The following is a 13,836-nucleotide window of genomic DNA, read 5'->3' on the forward strand; positions in this document are numbered from 1 at the left end:
TTGCTTTAAAGATTTTATTAACTGTTAAAACAAATTCACAAAATGAAAAAAACTTTACTCATCTTAATTCCCTTATTGCTTTTTCAGTTTGCTTAGCTACAGTCAGGAGGCAATGATCTCTGTAACTGGAACTGTCTTAGATGAAGAAACGGGTGTCCCACTTCCAGGTACAAACATTGTTGAGAAAGGTACTTCGAATGGAGTTATGACAGATTTCGATGGAAACTTCGAAATCGATGTACCTGCAAATGCGACCCTGGTAATTTCCTATATAGGCTATAAGTCTTCTGAGGTCGAGGTTCAGGGAAAGTCGAGGGTAGAAATAGCATTGACGCCTGATTCGGCCACCCTCGATGAAGTAGTTGTAGTAGGTTATGGTACCCAGAAAAAAGTAAACCTCACAGGTGCTGTGACTACCGTTGATTCAGAGGTTCTTCAGTCAAGACCCGTACCTAACGTGAGCCAGATGCTTCAAGGCGTAGTACCTGGATTAAATTTTCAAACATCAGGTTTGGGAGGGGAACTCAATAGTGGTCTTAGCTTCAACATCCGGGGTTCTGGTACAATTGGTACGCTTCCAATTCTGCTCCATTAGTTTTAGTAGATGGTATGGAAGCAGATTTGGATGCAATTAATCCTCAAAACATTGAATCTATTACTGTATTAAAAGATGCAGCAGCTTCTGCAGTATATGGTTCCAGGGCCGCCTTTGGGGTTATTCTTGTTACTACAAAAGATGGTAAAACCGGTACTCCCACCATTAACTATAATAACAACCTTAGGTTTACGTCCCCCCTTCACGTACCAAATATGATGGACTCTCATACATTTGCTTTGTATTGGAATGAGGCTGCTGACAATTCAGGTCAGGGCGCTCCCTTCTCACAAGAAGTGATTGAGAGAATAATTCAATATCAGGAAGGTGAAATTGATTATGGTACAGTGCCTAATGCGAACGGGGATAGATATCAGTATTATACTGGTTCTAACGCAAACACAGATTGGTTTGATGAACTTTATAAGGATTATTCTTTTTCACAGGAACATAATTTAAGCCTGAGTGGAGGTAATGAGAAAACAACCTACTACACCTCTGCAAGATTTTTAGATCAGGGAGGATTACTCGCTTATGGAGAGGATCGATTGGAAGATTATGACTTCAGTGGAAAACTTAGAACGGAAATAACAAAGCACGTAAGTTTTAACTCCAGTACAAGGTTTTCAAGAAGAAACTATAATAAACCAACCCAGCAAAATGATTTGTTTTATCATAATATAGCCCGTAGATGGCCTACCGTACCAGTTCGAGATCCAAATGGGAACTTTGGCGATGCTTCCGGAGAAATTCCTCAACTAGTGCAGGGAGGACGTACGGATGATCTTACAGATAGATTATATATGCAAGGACAGTTGACTATCACACCTCTCACAGGGTGGAATATTTATGCCATCGGTAATTATAAGATTACAAATGTCAATCATCATTCAGATGTGCTTCCGGCTTTTGCTTATGATGTGGCGGGAAATCCCTTTCCTGTTGCCGTGGGATGGAATTCACCAGGCTATAGCTATGTTTACGAGTACAACCGTAAAGAAGATTATTTCAGCACAAACATTTACACGGATTATTCTTTTGATTTAAATGAGGCGCATAATTTTAAAGTTATGGCTGGATATAATTCAGAATTAACGAAGTACAGAACAATAGGTGCTTCAAGGAGTGGCTTAATTACTCCTGACCTTCCTACTCTAAATACTGCTACGGATGAAAGCAGAGCAACTGAAGGACAGTATCAGCATTGGTCAGTAGCAGGTTTCTTTAGTAGGTTAAATTATAACTACAAAGAAAAGTACCTGCTTGAATTGAATGCAAGGTATGATGGGTCCTCCCGCTTCATTGGTGATAAGCGCTGGAATCTCTTTCCTTCTGTATCGGCTTATTGGAATATTGCTAATGAGAATTTTTGGAACTGGGACGAGGCTATACAAATGTTTAAGTTAAGAGGCTCATATGGGGAACTGGGGAATCAGAATACAAGTAACTGGTATCCTTTTTATCAATCCATGCCTGTTGGAACCGCCAACGGAGGTTGGTTGCTAAACGGCGAAAAACCGAATACAGCAGGTGCTCCAGGTTTAGTTAGTTCTTTGCTTACCTGGGAAAAAGTAACCAGTTGGAACGTAGGTTTGGATATGGCTCTCCTAAAGAACAGGTTAAATTTTACTGTGGAATATTTTAATAGAAGAACCCTGGATATGGTAGGTCCTGCTCCCCAGTTGCCAGTGGTTTTGGGAACAGGAGTGCCACGAATTAATAATGCAGATATGGAGTCAAAGGGTGTTGAGCTTGAAATTAACTGGAGAGATCAAATAGGGGATTTTCGATATAGTGTAAGAGGAATTATATCAGACTCCCGCCAGAAAATTTTAAGTTATCCAAATCCTACAAATAGTATTGGGGATTGGTACAACGGTAGAGAAATGGGCGAAATCTGGGGATATACCACAATAGGAATTGCCCAAACAGATGAGGAGATGGAGAACCATCTGGAAAATACCAGCCAGAGTCAATTAGGTAGTAACTGGGAAGCTGGAGATATTATGTATGCTGATTTAAACGGGGATGGAGAAATTAATTCTGGAAACGGAACTTTAGAGGATACAGGAGATTTAACAATTATAGGAAATTCAACTCCCCGCTATAGATTTGGAGTGGATTTGAGCGGTGATTTCAAAGGATTTGATTTTAGAATTTTTTTACAGGGCTTTGGAAAGAGAGAGTACATGCCAAACGGCCCTTATTTTTGGGGAGCTAATGGAGGTATGTGGCAATCTGCGGGCTTTGAGGAACATATGGATTTCTTTAGAGATGAAGATTCCCCAATGGTGCAGGCGGGTCTCGCAGAGGAAAATCCTAATGCTTATTTCCCCCGCCCAATGTTTGGTAGTGGGAAGAATCAACAAACCCAAACGCGTTACCTTCAGGATGCCTCTTATCTAAGATTAAAAAATGTTCAGATTGGCTATTCTTTCGAAGCCTTTCAGGCAGCTAGAGTAAGATTTTACGTATCAGGTGAAAATTTACTCACTTTTACTGATATGATAGACATATTTGATCCCGAATCTATAGGCTTGGGAGGGTGGAACGATGGGAAAACTTATCCTTATTCCCAGGTGCTTTCTATGGGTCTAAATGTGACATTTTAAAAATTTAAAAATTTAAAAATATGAAATTAATAAAACCAGTTTTTGCCATTATGGCAATGCTTTTTCTCGTAGGTTGCGAAGTCGAAGAGTTTTTGGAAAGGGAACCTCTCTCTGATGTAACACCCGATGATTATTTAAATAGAGAGGCGGATTTGGCAGCCTATACTATTGCCCGATATAACTTTCAAACCCATGGAGGATGGGGCCTGGGTACTTTTGCCCAGGATAATCATACAGATAATCAGGCTACTTCTGGCTATAGTGATATTTGGGCTCCAGGTGAGTGGCGAGTGCCACAATCAGGGGGAGTTTGGAACTTTGGAAATATCCGACAGTTAAACTATTTTTTAGAAACTGTGGTTCCTAAATGGGAAGCAGGAGAAATTGCTGGAACTCCGCAAAATGTTGAACATTATATAGGTGAAGCTTATTTCCTTCGTGCCTATGAATATTTTCAGAAAGTACAGGCAGTGGGTGATTTTCCAATTGTCAAAAATACTCTCGAAGACAATATTGAACAACTTATTGCTGAATCTAAAAGAAGACCAAGAAATGAAGTAGCACGATTTGTTATTTCAGATCTTAATACTGCCATTGAGTTATTACAAGAGACACCACCTAATGGAAAGAACAGGATTTCAAAGTATGCAGCCCTTTTATTAAAATCAAGAGTAGCACTTCACGAGGGAAGTTGGTTAACGTACCATAAAGGAACTCCATTTGTACCGGGAGGTCCCAACTGGCCTGGTACGGGATTAGTAAATGATTTTAATATAAGTCTTGATGCTGAAATCGACTATTTTCTAACCGAAGCTATGGACGCATCTTCCAGGGTAGCAGATGTTATTTCATTAGTGCCTAACAATCCTAATGAGGATATTGGGTATAATTCCTCCAGTAATCCCTATTTTACTATGTTTAGTTCTGATAATCTAGAATCTTATGAGGAGGTTTTATTATGGAGAGATTACGACCCAACCCTGGGCATAAGTCATAATGTTAACCACTACATGAATCAGAATGGAGGCAATTCAGGGTATACAAGGAGCTTAGTAGATAATTTTTTAATGGCCAACGGCTTACCCATTTATGCTCCCGGTTCTGGTTATGAGGGGGATGATTTTATTGAAGATGTCAAAAAAGATCGAGATCACAGACTTCAGCTTTTTATGAAAGCTCCGGGAGAGCTGAGACTAATTGATGCAGCAGCACCAGATGGAAGTCCAATTCTAATTGGAGTACCTGATATTACAGGCTTACAGGAAACAAAGGACGTGACAGGATATTCTGTAAAAAAAGGCTTTTCATACCTGGCAAGTAATACAGAAGGCAACAATGGATCTATAGGTAGTATAGTTTTTCGTGCTGCCGAAGCTTACCTGAATTACATTGAAGCTTCTTACTTGATGGAGGGAGCCATTAATTCCAAAGCTTCCGAATATTGGAAAGAAATCAGGACAAGAGCTGGTGTAGAACCCGACTTTACAATCACTGTCGCCGCAACAGATATATCCAAAGAGGCTGAAAATGATTTTGCTGCTTATTCTTCCGGTACCTTACTTAATGATCCTGTGATGTATAACATCAGAAGAGAAAGACGAAGTGAATTAATAGCTGAAGGGATGCGCCTTTTCGATTTGAAGCGATGGAGAGCACTGGATCAATTAAAGAATGAACCACACGTAATTGAAGGTTTTAAGCTTTGGGGTCCAATGTCTGAATGGTATGTGGACGAAAATGGGAATTCAATTTTAATAGAGCCTGGTGAAGGAGGAGTTCCTAATGTTTCAAGTAGTGCTGAAAGTGATTACCTGATGCCTTACCGTATAAATACAAGTTCCGGTAACCCGGTAAGCGAGGGATATTCATGGGCTTTCGCTCATTATTTAAATCCTATTGCCACAGAACATTTTTTAATAACTATCCCAGGTGGATCTTCTAATTTATCTGAATCAGTAATTTATCAAAATCCGGGTTGGTCCAAAGAAGCAGGTACTTAGTGCTGAATTTTAAATGGGTTAGCCATATTTCCTATATGTACCGAATAGAGGGGGTAAAATACCGAAAGGTACATATAGGATTTAAATATTTAAAATTCAGAAGAAACAATGGATATTATGAAAGTCATCCTATTAAAATATAGTTCATCATAATAAGAGCTAAATCATGAAAAATAATCTAAACTTCTTCCTCATCGCACTTGGGGTGTTTTCTGGTCTTTTTTCCTGTATGGGACAAAAAGGAGCCTCATCCTGGAACCTTGTCTGGCAGGATGAATTTGAAAATACTGGAGCACCAAACTCTGAGAACTGGGAGTTTTCGAGTCGTGGTAATGCCAACTGGAACTGTTATTGTGCAAATAATCCCGGAACCACCTTAGTAAAGGACGGAAAACTCCATCTGCGAGGAATAATTACCACAGAGGCTGATAGTACTAAATACCAAACTGGCTGCATTCAAACGAAAGACAACTTTTCTTTTAAATATGGGAAGGTGGAAGTTCGTGCAAGGCTGGACAAAGGAAAGGGCTCATGGCCAGCGATATGGATGATGCCACAGGACCCTCAATATGGAGGTTGGCCGCATAGTGGAGAAATCGATATAATGGAACATCTTAATTTTGATACTATTGTTTATCAAACTATCCACAGTACTTATGTGGATGTCCAGCACAAAAAAGAAACCCCAATTAACTTTGCGACAGCCGCTTTTAAAGAAGGGGAATTTAATGTCTTCGGTTTAGAATGGTATCCTGACAGACTGGACTTCTTTTTAAATGGAGAAAAAACATTCACTTATCCCAGGATTGAGGGATCTACTACAGAACAGTGGCCTTTTGATCAGGAATTCTACATTATCCTGGACCAGGCTTTAGGTGTTTCATGGGTTGGAGAAATTCATGATAAGGATTTGCCAGTAGAAATGATAGTAGATTGGGTGAGGGTGTACCAGGAAAATTAAAATGAGCTAGTTTAAACTTTCACTTTAATAGCCCGCCTTATGCATAAATGATGTGGAATTGCAACAGAAGTTCAATTTCCCGTCAGAATAAAGAACTTAATAATTTCAGAAATTAATTCTATCCTTAGATCAAAATAAAAAGCTGCAAAGCCTGTCAAACTCGTAAACATCTTCCAATTAAACAAAAAATGAACATTTTAAAACCAATCTTCCTGCTCCTGTTCTTATTCAGTATTGTGTCCTGTAAAAGCGGAAAGAAAACTGGACCTGAAGCCGTTGGCCCGGTGCCTACCCCACAACAGTTAGCCTGGCAGAATATGGAATACTATGCTTTTATTCATTTTAATATGAACACCTTCACCGATATGGAATGGGGTGACGGAGGGGAATCTCCGGAGAATTTTAATCCTACTGCACTCGATACTCGCCAATGGGCAAAAACTGCGAAAGATGCCGGAATGAAAGGGATTATTTTAACCGCAAAACACCACGACGGATTTTGTCTCTGGCCTACCGAAACCACAGGACATTCAGTAAAAAATTCGCCTTGGAAAGATGGTAAGGGTGATGTGGTAAAAGAACTGGCCGAAGCCTGTAAAGAATATGGACTTAAATTCGGAGTCTATCTCTCTCCGTGGGACAGGAACCATCCGGAATATGCCCGGGAAGGCTATGTAGAAGTGTTTCACAAGCAATTGGAAGAACTAATGACAAATTACGGTCCTTTATTCGAGGTTTGGTTTGATGGGGCCAATGGAGGAACTGGTTTCTACGGAGGAGCTAATGAAGATCGAAAAATTGACGATGCAACATATTATCAATGGGATAGGATTACAGAGATTATCAGGGAACATCAGCCTGATGCCGTAATATTCAGTGGAGGAAATCCTGATATACGCTGGATAGGAAATGAACATGGTTATGGAGCAAAAACAAACTGGAGTACTTTTAAGCCCGGAAGTGGAGCCTCACAAACCGGAAATGAAGATGGTGACAAATGGATCCCGGCCGAAGCTGATGTTTCTATAAGACCGGGTTGGTATTATCACAAGCGGGAAGACCACCAGGTAAAAAGTCTTCCGCATCTGCTCGATATCTATTACAAATCAATAGGAAGAAATGCAACACTATTACTCAATTTGCCCGTGGACGCGCGTGGAATTGTTCATGAGAACGATGTTAAGCAATTAATGAAATTACGCGAACAATTAGACAAAGATTTTGCAAACAATTTGGCTACCAATGCGAAGGTAAAGACTTCTTCTACTGCTGATTCAAATTTTAGTGCTTCCACATTAACTGATGGAAATGATAATACTTTCTGGATGCCTGAAGAAGGTATTGTACAATGTGAAATCATTCTAAGTTTTGAGCGCCCTACAGAAATTAATAGGTTTCTGGTACAAGAACATATCGCACTGGGACAAAGGGTAGAAGAATTTAAGCTTGAGGGCGAGATTGAAGGAAATTGGGAAGAGATTGCTTCAGAAACTACAATTGGCTACAAACGGATTTTAAGATTTGATCCCGTTGAGGTTACCGCTTTGCGTCTGAAAATCGAAGATGCCAAAGCCCGAGCACTAATTTCAAATATTGAAGTTTATCGTGCCCCTTTAGTAATGCAAGCTCCGGAGATTTCACAGGACTTAGAAGGCACTATTACGGTGAACAGTTATGACAAAGGATTGGAGGTATATTATACCTTGAATGGAAAGAATCCTGATAAATCCTCAGAGATATATTCTGAAAAGTTTTTGATCGACAAACCTACTGAGGTAAAAGCCGTAGGTTATAATCCTCAGTCTGATACCTACAGCGAAGTATCTAATTTCCGAGCTGATATTCCGAAGAAAAACTGGAAGGTATTAAATGAAAATGAAGGAGCTACAGCAATCATAGATGCCGATGAAAATACCATCTGGACTAAAAAAGGAAATTTGCCCCAGGATGTAGTCGTGGATTTGGGAAAGACTTATACTTTAAGCGGATTTACCTATTTGCCACACCAAACTCGTTATCCGCAAGGCATCCTCGCTGATTATGAATTTTTAGTAAGTGAAAATGGTGAAATCTGGAAAAAAGTCAGTGAAGGTGAGTTTTCAAATATTAAAAATAATCCAATTGAACAACGTATAGCATTTGACCCAACACAAGCCAGGTATTTTAAATTCTACAGTAAACGCAGTGCAGATGCTTCAGGGGTAATGGGTTTTGCTGAAATAGGTGTTATAACTGACTAGGTAATAGGTGGATAAGTGAGATAAATATAAATTTTAAGACTATTTAATTTTAAAATACATTATAAATCCAAGAATAAATTTATAATGTATTAATTTGTTTAGTTTTTTTATTTTTCGAAATAGCCATTTTGTTATTCATCTATGCTGAAGCGCAGAATGTTAATCGCCTTTTAAATTTGTTACACCAAAAAACTAGTATTGACTTTTTATGATATGCTCCTGTATTACTATTATCAGAAAATGGTAAAGGTTAATTATATATTGTATGCTTAAAATAAATCATATTGCTTTAATTTTTTGTTTAACTTAGCTTGCTGTTGTCCTGTAAAAAGAAGAATGAGCTTGAAAAGGAAACTAAAAATAAAAGACCAAACATAGTTTTCATTATGTCTGATGATCATGCCTATCAGGCGATTAGTGCTTACAGTGACAAACTCACCCACACGCCAAACATTGACCGTATTGCAGTAGGCGGAATGTTATTTACCAATGCCTCTGTCACGAACTCAATCTGTGCCCCTTCACGAGCCACTATTTTGACTGGAAAACACACTCACCTCAATGGGAAAATTGATAACATTAGCAAATTTGATACTACCAATGTTACGTTCCCGCAGCTCTTCCAGGACGCAGGTTACCAAACTGCAATGTTTGGAAAATTACACTTTGGGAACAATCCTAAAGGTTTTGATGAATTTAAAATATTGCCCGGGCAGGGAGATTATTATAACCCTAAATTTATTACAGAAAAGGGAGATACTATAATAAAGGGGTATGTTACAGATATTATCACCGATCTTACAATAGACTGGCTTGATAACCGCCGGGACGTTAATAAACCTTTTCTACTTATGTATCTTCATAAGGCTCCACATAGATCCTGGCTACCTGCGGAAAAACATTATAAAGAGTTCACCCAAAAAGAATTTCCGGTACCCGCCACCCTTTTTGATGATTATAAACGTATTTCCATCACCTAAGCCCTTCCTCTGGCGATGAACTTAATAAGCAAGGGAGTCTCAATCCTTACAGTACTGCCGCAAAAACGGCTGAGATGAATATTTATAAGCACATGACCCTGGGGTATGACAATAAACTTTCCCGTGAAGTTATAGAGAAATTTGGTTTAGAGGACATGTTCTATACCACTGGTCCACTTGATAGAATGGATCAGGAACAGCGCAGGTCCTGGGACTCAGTTTATGATCCTATTATAAAAGAATTTGAAGAAAAATTTCCCGGGATGAATGACTCTACTTTAATGGTATGGAAATATCAGCGATACATGCAGGATTATTTGGGTACCATAGCCGGGGTTGACGAAAATGTAGGTCGACTGCTGGATTATTTGGAAGAACAACATCTGGATGAGAATACAGTAGTAGTGTATACCTCCGACCAGGGATTTTATTTAGGAGAACACGGTTGGTTCGATAAACGTTTTATGTACAATGAATCTTTTAAGACTCCACTATTAATCAAATGGCCTAACGTAATCACCGCAGGTACCACCGAAGAAGAAATGGTGCAGAATTTGGATTTTGCCCAGACCTTTTTGGAAATAGCCGGAATAAATGCTCCCGAAGATATGCAGGGAAAAAGTCTGGTTCCTCTTCTAAAAGGTAAGAAAGAGACGTGGGATAGAGATGCTGTATATTACCATTATTATGAATATCCCGGAGAACACGCGGTAAAACGGCATTATGGAATAGCCACAAAGGATTATAAACTTATTCATTTTTACTACGACATTAATGAATGGGAGCTATATGATCAAAAGAAAGATCCCCAGGAGCTGCACAACGTCTATTACGATCCCAGATACGCAGAAGTGCGGGAGGAAATGACGCAAAAACTTAAAGAGATCCGGAAAAAGTATAAAGACTCAGAAGAACTTGATAATTATTATATTCAGCTTTATGAAGAAAGGGAGAGATAACAGGGTTAAAATTTCCTGCGGGCTCTCTATAATATTGGAGGTATTTCCACATAGGGATGCGGTATAATATAATGGACGAAAATTACAAGTCAGGAGATGAGCAATCCACAGCTAAAATGCAAAGAAGTTTAATTTCTTATCTTTTAAATGTAGGTAAGGGATACTTTCAGGAAATTCAGAAATAATAGAAATAATTAAGAAAATTTAATAATTAGGCGAATTTCATTAAGACCAGGTTTATTAAAATAGAAGGAGAAGTTTTGTTCTTTCCACTTGCGGAGGTGATTCCTTAGGGTCTAATGATGAGATTCTTGTAAAATAGAAATTAAAATAAATGAGAGATAATATAATTCTGCTGTTTTTGGTTTTTGTAATATGTGGTAAAATCCAGGCTCAGAAACCCTATGTAGTAGAGATATTTAAAGATCAGCCTGTAAATTTTAATGGAGTTAAAGGTGATACTCTTACAATGGAGCGAGTACAGGACGGTCGCATTGTGTTTAAAAAAATAAAAGCTCCCGTTTTTCCTAAAGGTACAGACGTTAAAGTGAAAATGACCCTCAAATCAGCAGGAGATGCATGGGATAAATCGGGATCACTTTTTGTTATTACCGATCCTCAAAATATTGATATTAGGGATATAGCCCTGGGTAAAGCTTCTTTTCCTGAATTGTCCGGACCAGGTGGCTATCCTGGAATTATAAAGTCAAAAAATTACAACCCTGCCCTGGAAATATTGAGATTTATGACCCCTTTTGGAGTGGGTCATTACAGCGATGAAAAAGCTCATCCAAAAATACGGTATAATAGACCAGTTTCAGTTCCGAATTGGGCACCAGAGGTGGTGTGGGAAGAAGATATAAGCGAATTGGCAGAAGAACTCCAGGGCGAAATTATAGTAGGTGTATGGATAGACACCTGGACAGCTGAAGGATATCTTATTGATGTTTCCCTGGAGTATTCTGGAAGGCCACTTGCCAAACGAATGGTAATTCCTCTCGTAAATACTATTTATTATGCAGGTCAAAAACATCCTGACGTCTTTTCACAACAGGATTTGGTAACAAAATTTGAACTTCCTCAAAATGCAGAGGATGTAAAAATTCATTACATCACAACTCTACCATGGCGGACATAGCGGGGGTGATGAATTTATTAAAATTAGAAATAAAGTAAGTGTCAATAATGAGGTGGTTATAAATTTCATTCCCTGGCGGGATGACTGTGCCGCCTTTAGAAGATTTAATCCTTCATCGGGAGTATGGACAAGAAAAGATACTGCTTATGCATATAACAGTAACCGGGAAAGGGTATTTAAAGAAATTGAAGAGCGTTTAGCTTCGTCCGATCTTTCCCGCTCCAACTGGTGCCCCGGCTCTAAAGTTAGCCCTAAGGTAGCTGAACTGGGTGATTTAAAAAAAGGCACATACCAAGTAAATATCTCCATAGACGGTACTCCAATAAATGGCGATAAACTTAATCATTGGCTTGTGTCAGCGTATATTACTTATAAAAAAGAATAAGTAAAAAAAGGCAAAATCAATTTTTTTAAGTACTCCCGCTCGAGTACTTTTAAAGCTTCAAATACAACTAAAACCCTGTAAAATTCACTGTATTCGGGGGTTTTTATTTTTCTTTTAAACGATATTTGGAGTGCCAAAATAGAAAGGTTTAATAAAATTTTAAGAAAAGAAGAGGGAGCCAATTCTTACTTTTAAGGATCTCACCCTTTACTAATCTTGACCTTTCTCAATGAGATCAACTCTTTCCTTATTTTTCGTCCTTACTTTTTTTCTGGGTTGTAAGACCAATGAAGATACTTCCTTAGCGCCTCATACTATAGAAAAACAAGGTCTAATAGCTGAAAATGCAATGGTAGTTTCGGCAAGGGAGGAAGCTTCCAAAATTGGATTATCCATAATAAAGAAAGGGGGCAACGCTTTTGACGCTATGGTGGCTACTGAAATGGCACTTGCCGTAGTATATCCCTATGCGGGAAATTTAGGGGGTGGAGGTTTTATGGTTTACCGTTTGAATAATGGTGAAACCGGAGCTTTAGATTACAGGGAAAAAGCACCAATGGCAGCTAGCCGAAATATGTATCTTGATGAAGAAGGCAACGTGAACTCTCGAAAAAGCAGGTATGGAGGTCTGGCTGCAGGCGTACCCGGAACGGTTGCAGGAATCTTTGCCGTTCATGAAAAGTTTGGTACCCTTCCAATTGAGGAAATTCTTGCTCCTGTTATAGCCCTGGCGCAAAAGGGATATCGGGTATCAGAGAATCAGGAGCAGGCTATGAGCCGTTATTTTGAGGATTTCATGGAAGTAAATAAGGATACCATTCTTTTTGCACAAGGATTCGTTGCAGGAGATACTCTAAAGAATTCTGCACTGGCAAATACTCTGGAATGGATTGTGAATGAAGGTAGGAACGTTTTCTACAATGGCAGTATAGGTGAGAAATTGGTTGCTACCGTACGGGAAAATGGAGGAATTATGACCATGGAAGATCTCGCCGCATATGAAGTACGCTGGCGTGATCCTGTAACTTTTAAATATAAAGAACTTACCATTCACGCGATGTCTCCTCCTTCCAGCGGAGGAATTGTACTCGGGCAGATAATGAAGATGATTGAGCCGTTTTCAATTTCAGAATTTGAACATAATTCTGAAAAAATAATACAGGTGATTACCGAAGCTGAAAGAAGGGCATATGCAGACCGTAGTTTTTACCTGGGAGACCCTGATTTTGTGAATATTCCCACAAAAGAACTATTCAGTGAGGATTATCTTAAGGAGAGAATGAGCAATTTCGATTTTTCCCGGGCAACACCTTCCAGTAGTTTAGAACATGGCCAAATTTCTGGTTTTGAAAGTATGGAAACAACTCATTATTCTATTGTTGATGATAAGGGAAATGCTGTTTCTGTCACCACCACTCTCAATGGCGCGTATGGTTCGAAATTATATTCTGAAGAACTTGGTTTTTTCCTAAATAACGAAATGGACGACTTCAGTGCAAAACCCGGAGTGCCAAATATGTTTGGTCTTATAGGAACTGAAGCAAATGCCATTGAGCCGGGTAAGAGAATGCTGAGTTCTATGACGCCAACCATAGTGGAAAAGGAAGGCGAATTATTTATGGTTCTTGGTTCCCCGGGAGGGTCTACAATTATAACTTCTGTGTTACAAACTATTCTCAATGTGGTCGATTTCAACATGTCCATGCAGGAAGCTGTTGAGGCGCCAAGATTTCATCACCAGTGGCTGCCTGATGAAATTCTTTTTGAACCCAACAGTTTTGATAAGGAAATCCTTCAAAATCTGAGGGCAAAAGGTTACGAGCCTAACGAGGGAAAATCTACCATTATTGGGAAAGTCGATGCCATTCTACGACTTCCAAACGGTTCTCTTGAAGGAGGAGCAGATCCCAGAGGCGATGATGCTGCTGCGGGATTCTAATAATTATTAACGTATAAACATTTGATT

The 13,836-nt window shown here is 39.1% G+C and carries 10 protein-coding genes; all 10 read left to right on the plus strand.

Going from position 1 to position 13,836, the window contains the following annotated elements; genetic code table 11:
- Positions 1-88: 88 nt before the first annotated feature.
- The 10 genes from LZ575_RS22740 (at position 89) to ggt (ending at position 13,809) form a co-directional block, all read left to right on the plus strand.
- A complete protein-coding gene (locus LZ575_RS22740; protein WP_255702649.1) occupies positions 89-595 on the plus strand; it encodes a carboxypeptidase-like regulatory domain-containing protein in 507 nt (168 codons plus the stop codon).
- 14 nt (positions 596-609) lie between these two features.
- Entirely contained in the window at positions 610-3,207 is a 2,598-nt protein-coding gene (locus LZ575_RS16440) for a SusC/RagA family TonB-linked outer membrane protein (protein WP_255702650.1), read from the plus strand.
- A 20-nt stretch (positions 3,208-3,227) separates the two neighbouring features.
- Positions 3,228-5,207, plus strand: coding sequence for a RagB/SusD family nutrient uptake outer membrane protein (locus tag LZ575_RS16445; protein WP_235325723.1), 1,980 nt, complete (start codon positions 3,228-3,230; stop codon positions 5,205-5,207).
- 166 nt (positions 5,208-5,373) lie between these two features.
- Positions 5,374-6,168, plus strand: coding sequence for a glycoside hydrolase family 16 protein (locus LZ575_RS16450; protein WP_235325725.1), 795 nt, complete (start codon positions 5,374-5,376; stop codon positions 6,166-6,168).
- Positions 6,169-6,356: 188 nt separating this feature from the next.
- Positions 6,357-8,408, plus strand: coding sequence for an alpha-L-fucosidase (locus LZ575_RS16455; protein ID WP_235325727.1), 2,052 nt, complete (start codon positions 6,357-6,359; stop codon positions 8,406-8,408).
- Between the two features lie 386 nt (positions 8,409-8,794).
- Positions 8,795-9,388, plus strand: a complete 594-nt coding sequence (locus tag LZ575_RS16460) for a sulfatase-like hydrolase/transferase (RefSeq protein WP_235325729.1) — start codon at positions 8,795-8,797, stop codon at positions 9,386-9,388.
- A 74-nt stretch (positions 9,389-9,462) separates the two neighbouring features.
- Positions 9,463-10,347 carry a sulfatase/phosphatase domain-containing protein gene (locus LZ575_RS16465; RefSeq protein ID WP_235325731.1) on the plus strand — a complete coding sequence of 295 codons (885 nt, stop codon included), beginning with the start codon at positions 9,463-9,465 and terminating at the stop codon, positions 10,345-10,347.
- A 334-nt stretch (positions 10,348-10,681) separates the two neighbouring features.
- The gene (locus tag LZ575_RS16470; RefSeq protein WP_235325733.1) at positions 10,682-11,485 is read left to right on the plus strand and encodes a PNGase F N-terminal domain-containing protein; all 804 of its coding nucleotides are present in this window, start codon (positions 10,682-10,684) and stop codon (positions 11,483-11,485) included.
- A gap of 22 nt (positions 11,486-11,507) precedes the next feature.
- Positions 11,508-11,870: a peptide-N-glycosidase F-related protein gene (locus tag LZ575_RS16475; RefSeq protein WP_235330760.1), complete on the plus strand. Its 363-nt coding sequence runs from the start codon at positions 11,508-11,510 to the stop codon at positions 11,868-11,870.
- Positions 11,871-12,099: 229 nt separating this feature from the next.
- Positions 12,100-13,809, plus strand: a complete 1,710-nt coding sequence (gene ggt / locus LZ575_RS16480; protein WP_235325735.1) for a gamma-glutamyltransferase — start codon at positions 12,100-12,102, stop codon at positions 13,807-13,809.
- Positions 13,810-13,836 lie beyond the last annotated feature (27 nt).

It is taken from the genome of Antarcticibacterium sp. 1MA-6-2, assembly GCF_021535135.1.
In the GTDB taxonomy this organism is placed as follows: domain Bacteria; phylum Bacteroidota; class Bacteroidia; order Flavobacteriales; family Flavobacteriaceae; genus Gillisia.

Coding starts and splice junctions, on each gene's coding strand:
- LZ575_RS16465 (WP_235325731.1), top strand. CDS start 9,463: ATGAATATTTATAAGCACATGACCCTGGGGTATGACAATAAACTTTCC.
- LZ575_RS16455 (WP_235325727.1), top strand. CDS start 6,357: ATGAACATTTTAAAACCAATCTTCCTGCTCCTGTTCTTATTCAGTATT.
- LZ575_RS16450 (WP_235325725.1), top strand. CDS start 5,374: ATGAAAAATAATCTAAACTTCTTCCTCATCGCACTTGGGGTGTTTTCT.
- LZ575_RS16440 (WP_255702650.1), top strand. CDS start 610: ATGGAAGCAGATTTGGATGCAATTAATCCTCAAAACATTGAATCTATT.
- LZ575_RS16445 (WP_235325723.1), top strand. CDS start 3,228: ATGAAATTAATAAAACCAGTTTTTGCCATTATGGCAATGCTTTTTCTC.
- ggt (WP_235325735.1), top strand. CDS start 12,100: ATGAGATCAACTCTTTCCTTATTTTTCGTCCTTACTTTTTTTCTGGGT.
- LZ575_RS16470 (WP_235325733.1), top strand. CDS start 10,682: ATGAGAGATAATATAATTCTGCTGTTTTTGGTTTTTGTAATATGTGGT.
- LZ575_RS16460 (WP_235325729.1), top strand. CDS start 8,795: ATGTCTGATGATCATGCCTATCAGGCGATTAGTGCTTACAGTGACAAA.